General features: G+C 65.5%; 15 protein-coding genes. 8 read left to right on the top strand and 7 right to left on the bottom strand.

Annotation, left to right across the window (positions count from 1 at the left end):
• The 3 genes from AK36_RS08555 to AK36_RS08565 all read left to right on the top strand — a co-directional run bounded on the left by AK36_RS08555 (nucleotide 1) and on the right by AK36_RS08565 (nucleotide 2,946).
• Complete coding sequence (locus AK36_RS08555) at nucleotides 1–744, top strand: helix-turn-helix transcriptional regulator (protein ID WP_224383353.1); 744 nt, start codon at nucleotides 1–3, stop codon at nucleotides 742–744.
• 194 nt (nucleotides 745–938) lie between these two features.
• Nucleotides 939–2,285, top strand: coding sequence for an MFS transporter (locus tag AK36_RS08560; RefSeq protein ID WP_034194878.1), 1,347 nt, complete (start codon nucleotides 939–941; stop codon nucleotides 2,283–2,285).
• An 88-nt stretch (nucleotides 2,286–2,373) separates the two neighbouring features.
• Nucleotides 2,374–2,946 (top strand): PAS and helix-turn-helix domain-containing protein, encoded by a 573-nt coding sequence (locus AK36_RS08565; protein ID WP_045578274.1) that lies wholly within the window; start codon nucleotides 2,374–2,376, stop codon nucleotides 2,944–2,946.
• A gap of 129 nt (nucleotides 2,947–3,075) precedes the next feature.
• On the opposite strand, the gene AK36_RS08570 is transcribed toward AK36_RS08565, so the two are convergent.
• The 4 genes from AK36_RS08570 to AK36_RS08585 form a co-directional block, all read right to left on the bottom strand.
• The gene (locus AK36_RS08570) at nucleotides 3,076–4,248 is read right to left on the bottom strand and encodes an NAD(P)/FAD-dependent oxidoreductase (protein ID WP_045578275.1); all 1,173 of its coding nucleotides are present in this window, start codon (nucleotides 4,246–4,248) and stop codon (nucleotides 3,076–3,078) included.
• 144 nt (nucleotides 4,249–4,392) lie between these two features.
• On the bottom strand, nucleotides 4,393–5,544 hold the full coding sequence (locus AK36_RS08575; RefSeq protein WP_014724429.1) for a branched-chain amino acid ABC transporter substrate-binding protein: 1,152 nt from the start codon (nucleotides 5,542–5,544) through the stop codon (nucleotides 4,393–4,395).
• Nucleotides 5,545–5,854: 310 nt separating this feature from the next.
• A complete protein-coding gene (locus tag AK36_RS08580; RefSeq protein WP_034194875.1) occupies nucleotides 5,855–6,058 on the bottom strand; it encodes a CsbD family protein in 204 nt (67 codons plus the stop codon).
• A 153-nt stretch (nucleotides 6,059–6,211) separates the two neighbouring features.
• Nucleotides 6,212–7,732: a helix-turn-helix transcriptional regulator gene (locus AK36_RS08585; RefSeq protein WP_014724427.1), complete on the bottom strand. Its 1,521-nt coding sequence runs from the start codon at nucleotides 7,730–7,732 to the stop codon at nucleotides 6,212–6,214.
• Nucleotides 7,733–8,115: 383 nt separating this feature from the next.
• On the opposite strand from AK36_RS08585, the gene AK36_RS33920 reads away from it, so the two are divergent.
• The 3 genes from AK36_RS33920 (at nucleotide 8,116) to AK36_RS08595 (ending at nucleotide 8,967) form a co-directional block, all read left to right on the top strand.
• The gene (locus tag AK36_RS33920) at nucleotides 8,116–8,280 is read left to right on the top strand and encodes a hypothetical protein (RefSeq protein WP_006484627.1); all 165 of its coding nucleotides are present in this window, start codon (nucleotides 8,116–8,118) and stop codon (nucleotides 8,278–8,280) included.
• 85 nt (nucleotides 8,281–8,365) lie between these two features.
• On the top strand, nucleotides 8,366–8,716 hold the full coding sequence (locus tag AK36_RS08590; RefSeq protein ID WP_041494066.1) for a BON domain-containing protein: 351 nt from the start codon (nucleotides 8,366–8,368) through the stop codon (nucleotides 8,714–8,716).
• A gap of 53 nt (nucleotides 8,717–8,769) precedes the next feature.
• Nucleotides 8,770–8,967, top strand: a complete 198-nt coding sequence (locus tag AK36_RS08595; protein WP_014724426.1) for a CsbD family protein — start codon at nucleotides 8,770–8,772, stop codon at nucleotides 8,965–8,967.
• Nucleotides 8,968–9,193: 226 nt separating this feature from the next.
• Here the strand turns inward: AK36_RS08595 and AK36_RS08600 are convergent, their stop codons facing one another.
• Nucleotides 9,194–10,228: a DUF1338 domain-containing protein gene (locus tag AK36_RS08600; RefSeq protein ID WP_045578276.1), complete on the bottom strand. Its 1,035-nt coding sequence runs from the start codon at nucleotides 10,226–10,228 to the stop codon at nucleotides 9,194–9,196.
• Nucleotides 10,229–10,449: 221 nt separating this feature from the next.
• Between AK36_RS08600 and AK36_RS08605 the strand changes: the two genes are divergently transcribed.
• Together AK36_RS08605 and AK36_RS08610 are read left to right on the top strand one after the other, a co-directional pair.
• Nucleotides 10,450–11,394 (top strand): LysR family transcriptional regulator, encoded by a 945-nt coding sequence (locus AK36_RS08605; protein ID WP_045578277.1) that lies wholly within the window; start codon nucleotides 10,450–10,452, stop codon nucleotides 11,392–11,394.
• A 460-nt stretch (nucleotides 11,395–11,854) separates the two neighbouring features.
• Nucleotides 11,855–13,483 (top strand): NADP-dependent glyceraldehyde-3-phosphate dehydrogenase, encoded by a 1,629-nt coding sequence (locus AK36_RS08610; RefSeq protein ID WP_045578278.1) that lies wholly within the window; start codon nucleotides 11,855–11,857, stop codon nucleotides 13,481–13,483.
• 109 nt (nucleotides 13,484–13,592) lie between these two features.
• Here AK36_RS08610 and AK36_RS08615 read toward each other — a convergent pair whose 3' ends face one another.
• Together AK36_RS08615 and AK36_RS08620 are read right to left on the bottom strand one after the other, a co-directional pair.
• The gene (locus AK36_RS08615; RefSeq protein WP_041494065.1) at nucleotides 13,593–13,829 is read right to left on the bottom strand and encodes a hypothetical protein; all 237 of its coding nucleotides are present in this window, start codon (nucleotides 13,827–13,829) and stop codon (nucleotides 13,593–13,595) included.
• A gap of 70 nt (nucleotides 13,830–13,899) precedes the next feature.
• A complete protein-coding gene (locus AK36_RS08620) occupies nucleotides 13,900–14,364 on the bottom strand; it encodes a DUF2846 domain-containing protein (protein WP_014724421.1) in 465 nt (154 codons plus the stop codon).
• Nucleotides 14,365–14,396 lie beyond the last annotated feature (32 nt).

Below are 14,396 nucleotides of genomic sequence, written 5' to 3' on the forward strand. Positions count from 1 at the left end.
ATGGGTAAGATTGACCGAAAAGGTAATGATATGCAGGCTTGGAGAGAAAAGTATCTGAATGGATTCGCCACCGCAAAATCCGAGGCCGACGTGTTTCTGGAGTTTTCGGCGGATGTGCGGGCGCTCGGATTCGACCACTGTTCATTCGGTCTGCGCATACCGTTGCCGATCAGCAAGCCGCAGTTCATGCTGCAGTCCAACTATCCGCAGACGTGGGTCGAACGCTATGTGAGCCAGAACTATTTCGCCGTGGACCCGACGGTCCGGCACGGGTTGAGCCGGATGAGCCCGCTGATCTGGCGCGCCGACAGCCAGACGCAGTGCGTCCAGTTTTGGGAGGAGGCGGACCAACACGGCCTGCGGCACGGCTGGTGCATGCCGTCCGTCAGCCGCACCGGCGCGATCGGGCTCATCACGATGGTCCGGTCCGGCGAACCGATCGAGGAACGCGAGCTCGCGGAAAAGGGATACCAGATGTCATGGCTCGCCAACACGGCCAACTATGCGATGAGCATGCATCTGCTCCAGCGGCTCGTGCCCGAATACACCGTCGAGCTGACCGTACGCGAGCGCGAGGCGCTGCAATGGTCCGCTGCGGGGAAAACCTACGCGGAGATCGGCAAGATCATGCATGTCGACGACCGCACCGTCAAATTCCACCTCGTCAATGCGATGCGCAAGCTGAACGCGGCCAACAAGACCGAAGCCGCGGTCAAGGCCACCATGCTAGGGCTTTTGTTCTGACGATTCGATTCATCGAGCCTCGGCCGGCGTTCGGCACACCGGCCTCATGGCTCAAGGTCACGCAACCGTCCGGGCGGACATTCGCAGCCGCCCTCGATTACCTAGGTAATTGACACCTATCGACCTAGGTAATTGGCGTCCCTACCATGGTTTTCGGCGCGAACCCAAGCGCCACACCTAGAGAGGACACGACCATGACCACCCAGGACGTCGATACCCGCACGCTACGGCGTGTGATCGCCGCAGCGTCGATCGGCAATTTCGTCGAATGGTTCGATTTCGCCGCCTACGGCTTCCTCGCGACGATCCTGACGCGCGAGTTTTTCCCGAGCGGCGATCCGACGATCGGGCTGCTGAAGACGTTCGCCGTGTTTGCGGTGGCGTTCGCGTTCCGTCCGCTCGGCGGCCTGGTGTTCGGCGTGATCGGCGACCGGATCGGCCGCAAGCGCACGCTCGCGCTGACGATCCTGATGATGGCCGGGTCGACGACGCTGATCGGCCTGCTGCCCACTTACGCGAGCATCGGCTACTGGGCGCCGCTGCTGCTCACGATCATTCGCTGCGTGCAGGGCTTTTCGGCCGGCGGCGAATATGCGGGTGCCTGCGCGTACGTGATGGAACACGCGCCGCGCCGCCGCCGCGCGTTCTTCGGCAGCTTCGTGCCGGTCTCGACGTTCTCGTCGTTCGCGTGCGCGGCCGTGGTCGCGTATCTGCTCGAATCGTCGCTGTCGTCGCAGGCGATGATCGACTGGGGCTGGCGCGTGCCGTTCCTCATCGCGGCGCCGGTCGGGTTGATCGGCGTCTATCTGCGCGTGAACCTGAACGAAACGCCTGCGTTCCAGGCGCTCGAGGGCAAGCACGACGTCGCGCATGCGCCGCTGATGGAAACGCTGCGCTCGCAATCGTGGAACATCCTGAAGCTCGGTGCGTTCGTGTCGGTCACCGCGCTGTCGTTCTATACGTTCACGACGTACTTCTCGACCTACCTCCAGGTCGCCGGCCACCTGTCGCGCGGCACGTCGCTGCTCGTGACGGTGCTTGCGCTGTTCTTCGCCGCGGCACTGTGTCCGGTCGCCGGCTTCTTCTCCGACCTCGTCGGCCGCCGCGCGACGATCGCGACCACCGGCCTGTTCATCATCGTGTCGGTGTATCCGGCGTTCTCGCTCGGCGGCTCGGGCGTGTTGTCGCAATCGCTGCTCGGCGTCGCTCTGCTGGCGATCGGCGCGGTGTTCTCCGGCGTGGTGACGGCACCGCTGATGTCCGAAGTGTTCGCGACGAAGACCCGCTATACGGCCTCCGCGATCACCTACAACCTCGCCTACACGATCTTCGGCGGCACCGCGCCGCTCGTCGCGACGTGGCTGATCTCCGCGACCGGCACCAACCTGTCGCCCGCGTACTACCTGATCGCCGTGGCGATCTTCGCGATGATCGGCGGGCTGGCGCTGCCGGAAACGTCGAAGACGGCGCTCGAGGACGCCGGCCCGGCGACGGGCCGAGCGGCCCGCAACGCGGAGCGCAGCGTCGAAGGCGCCGTGTGAGCGGCGGGCGGATATCATGAACGGTCTTCACGATTCCGCCCTTGTCACCGACCGCCCGGTTCGAACGTCGTTCGGGCCGGGCGACGGGATGCCGACCATCACCGACACGATGTCCAGCCTCGACTACGAAGATCTCTTCAGGCACCTGCCCGTCGCGGCGATCGTGGCGAAAGAGCGGATCATGGTCGAGTGCAACGAGAAGGCGCTGCAGCTGTTCAGGGCGACCCGCGACGACATCATCGACCAGTCGTTCGCGAAGCTCTATCCGCAACAGAAGGACTTCGCGACGACCGGCCGCCGCCTAGCGCCGCTGCTCGCGAAGCATGCCGGCTTCAGCGACGACCGCATCATGCGGCGGGTCGACGGCAGTCATTTCTGGGTCACCGTCCGCGGCTTCGGATACAACCCGAAGCGGCCGTTCGAGCTGGCCGTGTGGACCTTCACCGATCTGTCGGAAAACTCCAAGCATCCCGATGTCACCGGCACGCTGACCGATCGCGAGCGCGACGTCGCCGCGCTGCTGGTGCATGGCCTGACGAGCAAGGAAATCGGCAAGGAGTTGAGCATCAGCCCGCGCACCGTCGATATTCATCGTGCGAGTTTGTTGAGGAAGTATGAGGTGCGCACGACGCATGACCTGATTGCGTGCTTGCTGGCTTGAGCGTCCCGCCCGGCCCCCACTGCGCGCTGCACGGCCGCCGCGGACGAAAAAAAGCCCGGCAAAGCCGGGCAAATCAGATCGAGATCCGAGGAGAACCCCGCCCGGACCACGCCAGGCGAGCGCGCCGCACTACACGACGTTCTTTTCGACGATCGGCCGGTTTTCCAGCACACGCTCCCAGCCGAGCGGCGACAGGTCGAGCGATTCGTACCGCCCGCCCAGAATCAGTTCACTCACGCCACGCCCCGTGGCAGGCCCTTGCTGCAGCCCGTGCCCGCTATATCCGTTCGCGAACACGACGTTGTCGAGCTCGGGGTGATACCCGATGATCGCGTTGTGGTCGAACACGTTGTACTCGTAGTACCCGGACCAGCAATTCTCCACGCGCAGCGCCTCGAACTCCGGCACGCGGTTCGCGAGCGTCGGCCAGATCACCTCGTCGAACAGATCGTGATCGACCTCGTCGAGCGGCAGATCGTCGGGATCGCGATCGGGGCTCGGCGACGTCCCGCAGATATACGTGCGCCCTTCCGGCCGGAAATACACCCCGGTCGGATCGATCAGCAGCGGGCAATCGGCGAGCTTCGCCGGCGACGACACGTTGAAGATGCTGCGGCGCCGCGCATACACCGGAATGTCGATGCCCATCATCGACGACAGCGTGCGCGTCCACGCGCCGGCCGCATTGACGAGCGTGTCGCATGCATGGCGCTCGCCGTCGTTCGTCACCACGTGCGTGATCTTGCGGCCGTCGCGCACGACGCCGGTCACGTCGGCCGCCACATAGCGCGCGCCGAGCGCCTGCGCCTTCTTGCGCAGCGCCTGCACGAGCCCGTAGCCGTCGAACCATCCTTCGCCGCTCGCGCCATAAGCGCCCGACACGAGATCGTCGACGTTCAGCCACGGGAACTTCGCACGCAGCGCGTCGAGGTCCAGCAGATGGATATCGGCGCCGAGCCGCGTCTGCAGCGCGTGGTTTTCGCGCAGCGTCGCATCGCCGGCCGGCGTCGCGAGGAACAGGTAACCGCCTTCATGCAGATCGATCGACGGCTGCGTTCCGTCGACTTCGAGCCGTTCGCCGATATTGCGCAGGAACGCGATGCCGAACAGCGACATCTCGATCGACAGCGGCGTCGAGAACTGCTGGCGGATCGACGCGGCCGACAGCGCCGACGACGACTTCGCATAGGTGGGATCGCGCTCGATGACGGTCACGGAAACCGTCGGATCGGTGGCGCGCAGGAAATAGGCGATCGAGCTGCCGATCACACCACCGCCGACGATGACGACTTGAGAACTCACGACTGACTCCAGTTGCACATGAAAGGCGCGGCCAGCCGGCCGCGCCCGAAGGTTGTTCGTGCCGCGTCGCGCGCATGGTGCGCGCCCGATCGTTGCGGCTATTTCAGCACGTCACGCCGCGCCGCGAAAGAGCGCGTGCGGCGCTCAATCGGCCGTCTGCGTGGTGACCGGCTGCCACGCGGCGTTCTTCACTTCATACAGCGTCGAGCTCGGGTTCTTCAGGTCGCCCGTGGTCGTGAACGCGATCGTGCCGGTGATGCCGTCGTAGCGCGTGCTCTTGAGCGCGCCGTTGAAGTCGGCCGGCTTCGCCGAATTCGCCTTCTGCATCGCATTGATCGCGATCCAGGTCGCGTCGTAGGCGAACGGCGCATAGGCAAGCATGTCGACGCCGTACTTCTGCCTGAACTTCGTCTCGAACTGCTTGCCCTTCGCGAGCCGTGCGAGCGGCTGCCCGTACTCCCACACGGCCGCGCCTTCGGCCGCATTGCCGGCGAGCCTGATGAAGTTGGCGTTCATCACGCCGCCGCCCGCGAGGAACTGCGCGCGCACGCCGAGCTGGCGCATCCGCTTGACCAGCATCGCGGACTGCGCATCGAGCCCGCCGAAGAACACGAGGTCCGCGTTCGCGCTCTTGATCTTGGTGAGCTGCGCGCTGAAGTCGACGGCCTTGTCGTTCGTGAATTCGCGCGCGACGATCGTGCCGCCCGCCGCCTTCACCGCCTTCTCGAACTCGTCGGCTTCGCCCTGCCCGAACGCGGTACGGTCGTCGATGATCGCGATGCGCTTCGCCTTGGTCACGCCCGCCGCATACGCGCCGGCATTGCCGGCGTTCTGCGCGTCGGTGGCGATCACGCGATACACGGTGCCGAGCCCGGCGCGCGTGATGTCGGGATTGGTGGCCGACGGCGTGATCATCGGAATGCCGGCCTTCGCGTAGATCTTCGAAGCCGGCAGCGTCGTGCCCGAATTGAAATGGCCGATCACGACCGCGACCTGCGCGTCGGTCAGCTGCTGCGCCGCCTGGACGCCGATGCGCGGATCGCTCTGGTCGTCCTGCGACGCGACGACGAACTTCACCGGCTTGCCGCCGAGTGTGGGCCGCGCCGCGTTCGCCTCGTCGACGGCCATCCGCACGCCGTTCTCGATGTCCTTGCCGTAGGCGGCGCCGCTGCCGGTCAGCGGCACGGCCACGCCGACCTTGACGACCGCTTCCTGCGCGTGAGCCGCGCCGGTCTGGAACGCGAGAAGCGCGGCGGCCAGCGCCATGCCGGAAAGCGAGCGAGTGCGGAACGTCATCGGCGAATCCTTTCTTTTATGGGTCGGGGCACGGTGCGCGGCTATCGCGCGCGCAACAGGTGAGCCGATTGTGGGTAGCCAATACGCGTGCCGCAAACGAAATATCGGAACTACGTTGTGAGGAATTGTCATCACCCGACGCCAGGTCGACGACGCGCCGGCCCGCGCATGGACGGGCCGGCAACGAAGTACGTCGGGTCGAACGCGCGCCGGTACGGTGACGAGCCGCGGCGCGCGGTGATGCCGTGGAAGAATCATCACCGGCCGAGGGGCGATGAGGCGCGCCGCGACGCTGCCGCCGGCGCAGCGCTCAGTGCCGGTCGATATGCGTATCGATGCCCGTATGCCTGCGCACCGCGTCGGCCGCCTCGCCGGCTTGCTCCTGGAGCTTCCCGGCCCGCTGTTCGGCGACGCCCTCCGCTTCCGTCTCGCGGTCGCCGGTCACCTTGCCGAGCGCTTCCTTGACCGAACCCTTCACCTGTTTGAGCTTGCCTTCGATGCGATTTCTATCCATGGTCGTCTCCTGCGATGAGTTGAGGGAGAGTCGGCCGCACGGCCAGCGCGCCGTGCCGCCGAGGGGACAGGATCGCAGCCGCGCGCAATGCGCGGCAGATGCGGATGCATCATCGTGGCTGGTGCATTCGCACCGATCGCATACGGGACGGCGTCAGTCGCCGCCCTTGTCGGTGCGCGCGACGTTCGGATCGGCCGCGCCGACGACGCCGCGCTCGCGCGCCCATACGATGGCCTCGCCGCGGCTGTGCACGTCGAGTTTCGCGTAGATCGTCGCGACGTGATTGCGGACCGTGTTCGGCGCGAGGCCGAGGCGGCCGGCGATCTCCTTGTCGGCGAGGCCCTGACACAGCAGGTCGAACACGTCGCGCTCGCGCGCGGTGAGATCCGACAGCTGCGGCCCCGCGTCCGGCGCATTCGCGCGCCGCACGTTCGCGAGCTTCTCGATCAGTGTGCGGCTGAACCACGACGCATCCTGCATCGCCGTCTCGATCGCATAGACGAGCTCCATCTCGGTGCGCTTGCGGTCGCTGATGTCGAGCAGCGCGATCAGCACGCAGTCCTGGCCGTGAATCGCGACCGGGTCGGCCGACACCACGCAATCGCGCAGGTCGCCTTCGCGCGTGCGGATCTGCACGTCTGCGTTGCGCACGCCGCCATCGCGCGCGAGCTGGCCGTCGAGCTGCTCGCGCGCGCCGCGCTCGGCCCACAGGCCAATTTCGTCGGCGGACTTGCCGAGCAGGTCGTCGCGCGGATGGCCCGTCATCGCGACGAAGGCGTCGTTCACGTCGAGCAGCACGAAGCCGTCGGCCGTGACGATCGCGGTGGCCACCGGCGCCATCCGGAACGCCTTCGCGAAGCGCTCCTCGCTCTGCCGCAGCGCAAGCTCGGCCTGCCGGCGCGGCTCGAGGTCCATGAAGGTGAACAGCATGCATGCTTCGCCGTTCATGTCGATCGGCTGCCCGGCAACGACGACCGCATTCGGGCTGCCGTCCGCGCGTTTGACCACGGCCTCCATCTGCGGAATGGTCGCGCGCTCGGCGAGCCGCTCGATCGCCAGTTCGCGCCGCTCGGCCTGTTCGAGCACGTCCACTTCATAGACGGAGCGGCCGAGTACTTCGTCGCGGGCGTAGCCCGTCATGTCGAGAAAGCCCTGATTGACCTTCACATAGCGCAGATCGTCGAGCCGGCAGATCGCGGCCGGCGCGGGGTTCGTGTTGAAGGTGCGCTCGAAGCGGTCCTCGGCGCTCGCCCATTCGGTTGCGTCGTGCAACACGAGCGCGAGGCAATCGGGCTCGCCGGCCGCATTCGTCAACACGAGGCTGCGGATCCGGTGGACCCAGCTCACGTTCGCGTCGGCGGCCGATTCGACTTCGACGGTCACGTCGCTGAACTGCTCGCCCGCGATCACGCGGTCCATCGGATAGTGGCCGTGACGCACCGGACGATTGTTCCGGTAGCGCAGCCGGAAGCGCGCGCGATACTCGGTGACGTCCGCGCCCAGTTCGGCGAGCTCGGTCACGCCGTGCATCGCGAGCGCGGCCTCGTTCGCCCACACGATGCGCTGGTCCGGTTCGATGAGGATCACGCCCTCGGTAAGCCCCGCGATGATCTGATGTAGTTGGCGCCGATCGGTATGCGACTTGAGCGCCTGTTCGTTCACTCGTTCGTCCATTGAATGATGGTCCACGTGGTCTGCATGGTTGCCGGCCGCGTCGCGCCCGCACGGGCATGCGCCGGGCCGGTGGATGCCGCGAGGAGCCGGCGCCGTCGCTACGCTCGACGTGCGCCGATGCACCCCGCGCAATAGTACATTCGCGCCGCGCCACCGCTGCGTGCGCGTGCACGCCACGCGCGCAGCCGCGCTGCGCCGCGTGCAGCGGGCACTTGCGCAGGGTACGAAGCACGCGTCGTTCCTGCCCCGCCGTTCCGTCCCCATGCAAACGCACTAGCGCATCCGGTGAATTTGCGCGATGTGCGCGTGCGTTCTCGTCGGTACGCTGGTAACACATCGGCGCTCCCGCGCTGCCCAGCAACACCGCAGAGGAGGACATCCTGATGAAGCTGCATCAGACACCCGATCCGACGCGGCCCGAACCGGCCCCGGACAATCCGCCCGAACCGGCGCCGGGCACCGACCCGCCGGTGCCGTTGCCGCCCGACGTGCCGCGGCCGGACATGCCGCCGCGCGAGCCCGGCTACGACACGCCGATCGCACGTTGACGGCGAGCCGTCGCGCGATCCCGATCGACCGTACGACCGTACGACCGCAGCATTTTTTCAACCATAAGATCGAAGGAGAACATCGATGAACAAGACCTCGCATCTCTCGACCGTCCTCGCGATCAGCGCGTCCTTCCTGCTCTGCGCTGCGCCGCTCACGCATGCCCAGACCCAGGCGTCGTCGACCGACAGCAGCATGACCAGCGAGTCGAATCAGCCGGTGACCGACACGTGGATCACAACCAAGGTGAAGAGCGAACTCGCCGCCACCGACGGTGTGAAGAGCACCGACATCAGCGTGAAGACCGTCGACGGCGTCGTCACGCTGACCGGCGTACTGCCGACCCGCACCGCAGTGAAGAAGGCCGTCGCCGTCACGCGTTCGATCAAGGGCGTGAAGCACGTCGACGCGGCGGGACTGAAACCGAAGGCGTGAACCGTTGCGCGCCCGAGCGCCGCACTTTTTTCCCCTAACTCGAGGAGCAAATGATGAACGAAGACAAGATCAAGGGCCAATGGAAGCAGCTCACCGGCAAGGTCAAGGCGAAGTGGGGCAAGCTGACCGATGACGACCTGGCCGTCGCCGAAGGCAACCGCGACTATCTGGTCGGCAAGATCCAGGAGCGTTACGGGATCGCCCGCGACGAAGCCGAGCGACAACTGAAGGACTTCGATAGCGGGCTGTAACGAACCGGTCGTCATACCCCGCCGCGACGCGCTGCGCGTCGCGGCCACGTGGAGGACAACGACATGGGCAAGTACCTGATTGCATGGCTGCTCGGCGTGCCACTGGGCGTGCTGGTGCTGTTCTACCTCGTCATGCACCTGTTCTGACCGATTGCGCAGTCCATTCAACGCCAACGGGCCGGCGGCTGTCTTCAGCCGCCGGCCCGTTCTTCGATGAGTAGCGCTCTTATGCCTGCTTCGCCGCGTTCGCCGTCATCTTGAAGATGCCCTGCGCGTTGCCCGCATCGAAACGCAGGTCGGTCACCCAGCGGCGCGTCGCCTGGTCGAACGTGCGACGGCGCGTGATGAACTCGTAGAACGAGCCCGGCACGTTGCGCTTGACCGTGCCGCCGTCGCGCGTGCGGAACTCGCGCTCGACGACGTCCGCGCGGTAGGCCGTCTGGAACACGCGGCCCGAGCGCGAACGCTCGACTTCCGGCTTCATCGGCCGGCCCTTCGCCTTCTCGTCATCGGACAGCTTGAACACGTCGGCCACGCGGTCGGTCGCATGGTTGAACGCGTTGCCCTCGGTCGCGATCCAGGCCATCTCGGCGGATTCGAGCAGCAGCGTGTCGTAGTCGAGCTCGCTCGGCACATCGTGCTGGCGCGCGAACGCGCCGACGATCTCGGGCAGCAGCGCGTGCGCCGCATCGATCGGCAGCCAGCCTTCGCGCTCGATCTCCCACAGCAGCGCGACGGCCGCCGGCGACAGCGGATCGCGCGACGAGCTCACCACGTTCGTCACCGCCTGCTGGAATTCCTTCGAGAAACGCTCCGGATGCAATTCGCTGACGAAGAACTGGGCGATCTCGTCGGGCGCGTCTTCGTGCGCATAGGCGCGGCCGGTCATGCCTAGCTTGTCGAGCGGATAGCGGCCGTTCAGCCGGAAGCCGAGCGGACGCAGGATGCGCGTGAACGCCGCCTCGCCCGGCGGCAGCGCGCCCGTATGCGGCCAGCGCACCGTGCGCAGCGCGCCATGATCGAAGTAGACCGAGCCGCCGCCCTCGACCGCGTCGGCCGTGTACGCGCGCCCGTTCGCTGAACGCTCGAGCAGCCCTTCGAACAGCGCCATGTTCATCGCCTGCGCGATTTCCGCGCGCGTGACGACGTCGGTTTCCCATTCTTCGAGGATGGACGGCATGTTCAACGTCGCGAACAGGGCGTCGGTCTTTGCCTGTCCCAGCAGCCGGGTCAGCAGGCTTTCGATATTCGGATTGCGCATCGGGTTTCTCGGTTCGGGGCATCGCCGGCAAACGCGCCGGCCACTCGGCGGCCAGGCGCCCCACTGGCGCGCCTGGCCTTGCGTGGGATGCATTATTCAAAGGCTTGCAGCCGCCCGTAAAGCGAGATTAAATTGAGATGTGATGAGTTTTTGGAATCAGTCGGCGTTCTCGCCGCTGTGGGCCGCCCCTGCGGCCCCGTTCGTCGGACACAACGAGCATCATGCGCAAATTCAAGATTCCCAACATGGGGGCGCTCGTGGCTTTCGAAGCCGCAGCGCGCCACGAGAGCTTCACGCACGCGGCGAAAGAGCTGTTCCTCACCGAAAGCGCGGTATCGCGGCAGATCGCGACGCTCGAAGCGAGCCTCGGCGTGCGGCTGTTCGCGCGCGTGAAGCAGCGCGTGGTGCTCACGCGCGCCGGCAAGCTGTACGGCACGCAGGTGCGGCGTGCGCTCGAAGCGCTCGATCGCGACACGCTGTCGATCATCGCGCACGGCAGCGGCGGCGGCTACCTGGAGCTCGCGGTGCTGCCGACCTTCGCGTCGCACTGGCTGATTCCGCGCATCAAGAGCTTCTACGACCACACGCCTGACGTGCGCGTCAACATGGGCAGCCGCACCGATCTGTTCTCGTTCGAGGACACACATTTCGAAGCGGCGATCCACTACGGCAAGCCGACCTGGCCCGGCACGTCGTCCGACTACCTGTTCGGCGAAGAAGTCGTGCCGATCTGCGCGCCCGCGCTGCTCGAGCGCCCGGTCGAACGCGTGGAGGATCTGCTCGCCTATCCGCTGCTGCACTCGACGACGCGCCCCGGCGCGTGGGCGCAGTGGTTCGAGACGCATGGCGTCGAGGACATCCGCACGATGCAGGGCGTGCGCTACGAGCTGCATACGATGCTGATCAGCGCGGCGGCGGCCGGGCTCGGGATCGCGCTGGTGCCGAAGTTCTTCGTCGAGCAGCAGTTGCACCAGCTCGGGCTGGTCGTGCCGTGCGATGCCGCGACGGTCGGCGATTCCGCGTACTACCTCGTGTATCCGACGGAGTTCAGTCACAGCAAGCCGCTCGAGTCGTTCCGCGCGTGGTTGCTGGAGCAGGCGAGCGCGTATGCGGCGCCCGGGCGCGACGCGCTCGGCGACGCGGAGGATGACGAAGACGTGGCGTGACGGCGCCGTGGCGCGGCAGGACCCGGTGCGCGCCGGGCGGGCAACCCCACCCCGGCGCTCCGGGCAGCCGATCTTGCTTCGGCAACGCGACGGACCTTGCTTCGCTCGTTGACTTCGTGTGTTTTCTCTCAGGTTCCGGGCATTTTTGCTTCGTCGCGTCGGGCCATTATCCGCCCAAAGCGGCCGAAGTGAAACGTTTGCGCATGCGGCGAACGCGCAATTCCGCGGATTCCGAAACATTCCTACAAAGCGCTTACGCTCGAGACGCCTGCGTTCTGCACTGGTTGCAATCGGCGCGGCATTCGCTTTTAATGGAACTGGTTCCAATCCGCGTTTCGGTGGTCGATCTGCATGACGCCTCGTCGTGCGCGCGTCATGATGGCGGTTCAGGATCGCCTCCATTCGGCCCAGGATTGCGCATCGCTCCCGTCCTTCCGGACACCTGTCAAACGAGACCGTCATGCCCGACTCCGCTTCGCTGCAGCAGCTGTTTCCCGCTCATCAGGACATTCCCGCCGAGTTCCGTCTCGCCGCGCCGATCCATCAGCGCGTATCGTTGGTCGACGGCGAACTGCGCGCGTGGGACGGCGCGACCAAGACCGTGCTGTCGCCCGTGTGCGTGCGCGAAGCCGACGGCAGCGTCGCGCAGCTGGAGATCGGCAGCTATCCGGTGATGGGCGAGACGGAAAGCGACGCGGCGCTCGACGCCGCGGTGCGCGCGTACGATTCGGGCCGCGGCGAATGGCCGACGATGAAGGTCGAGCAGCGCATCGCGTGCATGCAGGACTTCATCCGGCGGATGGTCGCGCAGCGCGAGCGGGTCGTGAACCTGATCATGTGGGAGATCGGCAAGAGCCTTGCCGATTCGCAGAAGGAGTTCGATCGCACCGTCACCTACATGACGCAGACGATCGATGCGCTGAAGGAGCTCGACAACGCGAACTCGCGTTTCGTGATCGCCGAAGGCACGATCGGGCAGATTCGCCGCACGCCGCTCGGCGTCGTGCTGTGCATGGGCCCGTACAACTATCCGTTGAATGAGACCTTCGCGACGTTGATCCCCGCGCTGCTGATGGGCAACACCGTCGTGTTCAAGCCGCCTCAGTACGGCACGCTGCTGTTCGAGCCGCTGCTCGACGCGTTCCGCGCCGCGTTTCCGAAAGGCGTGATCAACACCATCTACGCGCCGGGCGCGGTCGTCGTGCCGCACATGCTGGCCTCGGGCAAGATCAACGTGCTTGCGCTGATCGGTTCGAGCAAGGTCGCCGATCACCTGAAGAAGCAGCATCCGAAGTCGCACCGGCTGCGCGCGATTCTGGGCCTCGATGCGAAGAACGCGGCGATCGTGCTGCCCGATGCCGACCTCGACCTCACCGTCAAGGAATGCCTGCTCGGCGCGCTGTCGTTCAACGGGCAGCGCTGCACAGCGCTGAAGATGCTGCTCGTGCATCGGTCGATCGTCGACGAATTCCTGAAGCGTTTCACCGCCGCGCTCGAGCAGTTGAAGATCGGCATGCCGTGGGAGAAAGGCGTCGGCATCACGCCGCTGCCGGGCATGCATCGCACCGCGTACATGACCGACGCGATCGACGACGCGAAGGCGAAGGGCGCGCAGGTCGTCAATGCGTCGGGCGGCGAATTCAGCAAGACGCTGTTCTATCCGGCCGTCGTGTATCCGGTGTCGGAAGGGATGAGGCTGTATCGCGAAGAGCAGTTCGGGCCGATCATTCCGGTCGCGCCGTTCGACGACGTGGAGACCGCGCTCGACTACGTGACGACGTCGGAGCATGGCCAGCAGGTGAGCATCTTCGGTTCAGATCCGGCGCAGATCGGCGCGCTCGTCGACCCGCTCGTGAACCAGGTGTGCCGCGTGAACATCAATTGCCAGTGTCAGCGCGGGCCGGACGTGTTCCCGTTCGCGGGGCGCAAGGACTCCGCGGAAGGCACGCTGTCGGTGACCGATGCGCTGCGTGCGTTCTCGATCCGCTCGATGGTCGCGGCCAAGCAGACCGACGGCAGCAAGCAATTGCTCGACTCGATCGTGTCGGATCACCACTCGAAGTTCATCAACACGGGCTTCATTTTCTGACGTGCGGTTGGAGTGGTGCGGTGGGCGCTCGCGCGTGGGACGTGCGCGGCGCGAGCGCTACCGCGAGATGCCCGTCGGGCGCTGGAGTACGCCTGCCAGGGTTGCCGGTCTACGAAGCCAGCACGACGCCCGTAGTCAGCGCGGCAAGCCCCGCGGGCCAACATTGAATCAACACGCGCCCCGCACGCTCGCGCCGCGCGTACGCCCACAGATAGAACGGCACGAACATTCCCACGATTCCCTTGACAGGGTTGGTGAGAAAAACATGAATCCCGATTCCGATCTGCGAAAGAATGATCGACGCCAAGCCGACAATGATCAGAATCGATCCCAGTGAATGCGTCATCGCACGTCTTCTCCAGTGAAGAACGCCCGCTTGCGCGGGCGTGGTTGCAAGCACTAGCAGCAATACGCGGTCACTTGGCAGTATCAGGCTGATCGGACTTCAGAACCGTCAGCTTCGATTCTTTCACGCCGGTTTGTCCAGTGACGTCGTCGACGAGTTGGAGCTTGTTGCGGGCGTACATGACGCCCATCTTGACCTCCTGCCATACGTAATAAATCTTCCCTGCGACCGTATCCACGTCCAGCGTCGAGTCGTTTTCAGCCATCGACACCAATTGATGGTGACCGGGGTCGACCTCGCTATACAGGTAAGTCCTCGCGCCCGTCGTGCCGAGAATCTTCCCGTCGAGCGTCACCGGCATCTTGACGGCCCCGCCCATGCTCTCGTTTCGATACACGTAAATCGCGGCCTTATCGTGCGGAGCGTTGAAGGTCTTCAGCTCGGCATCGCGCTGCGGATCCCCCATCGGTACCGACGCACAACCGGCCAGAATCGACAGTGAAACGCCGATCGCGAACAATTTCTTCAATTTCATTTTTAATGGTCCTCGTTTTTTAACAGCTAACC

The organism is Burkholderia vietnamiensis LMG 10929 (assembly GCF_000959445.1).
In the GTDB taxonomy this organism is placed as follows: domain Bacteria; phylum Pseudomonadota; class Gammaproteobacteria; order Burkholderiales; family Burkholderiaceae; genus Burkholderia; species Burkholderia vietnamiensis.

Coding starts and splice junctions, on each gene's coding strand:
- AK36_RS08620 (WP_014724421.1), bottom strand. CDS start 14,364: ATGAAATTGAAGAAATTGTTCGCGATCGGCGTTTCACTGTCGATTCTG.
- AK36_RS08560 (WP_034194878.1), top strand. CDS start 939: ATGACCACCCAGGACGTCGATACCCGCACGCTACGGCGTGTGATCGCC.
- AK36_RS08565 (WP_045578274.1), top strand. CDS start 2,374: ATGCCGACCATCACCGACACGATGTCCAGCCTCGACTACGAAGATCTC.
- AK36_RS08590 (WP_041494066.1), top strand. CDS start 8,366: ATGAACAAGACCTCGCATCTCTCGACCGTCCTCGCGATCAGCGCGTCC.
- AK36_RS08575 (WP_014724429.1), bottom strand. CDS start 5,544: ATGACGTTCCGCACTCGCTCGCTTTCCGGCATGGCGCTGGCCGCCGCG.
- AK36_RS33920 (WP_006484627.1), top strand. CDS start 8,116: ATGAAGCTGCATCAGACACCCGATCCGACGCGGCCCGAACCGGCCCCG.
- AK36_RS08605 (WP_045578277.1), top strand. CDS start 10,450: ATGCGCAAATTCAAGATTCCCAACATGGGGGCGCTCGTGGCTTTCGAA.
- AK36_RS08555 (WP_224383353.1), top strand. CDS start 1: ATGGGTAAGATTGACCGAAAAGGTAATGATATGCAGGCTTGGAGAGAA.
- AK36_RS08615 (WP_041494065.1), bottom strand. CDS start 13,829: ATGACGCATTCACTGGGATCGATTCTGATCATTGTCGGCTTGGCGTCG.
- AK36_RS08610 (WP_045578278.1), top strand. CDS start 11,855: ATGCCCGACTCCGCTTCGCTGCAGCAGCTGTTTCCCGCTCATCAGGAC.
- AK36_RS08585 (WP_014724427.1), bottom strand. CDS start 7,732: ATGGACGAACGAGTGAACGAACAGGCGCTCAAGTCGCATACCGATCGG.
- AK36_RS08580 (WP_034194875.1), bottom strand. CDS start 6,058: ATGGATAGAAATCGCATCGAAGGCAAGCTCAAACAGGTGAAGGGTTCG.
- AK36_RS08595 (WP_014724426.1), top strand. CDS start 8,770: ATGAACGAAGACAAGATCAAGGGCCAATGGAAGCAGCTCACCGGCAAG.
- AK36_RS08600 (WP_045578276.1), bottom strand. CDS start 10,228: ATGCGCAATCCGAATATCGAAAGCCTGCTGACCCGGCTGCTGGGACAG.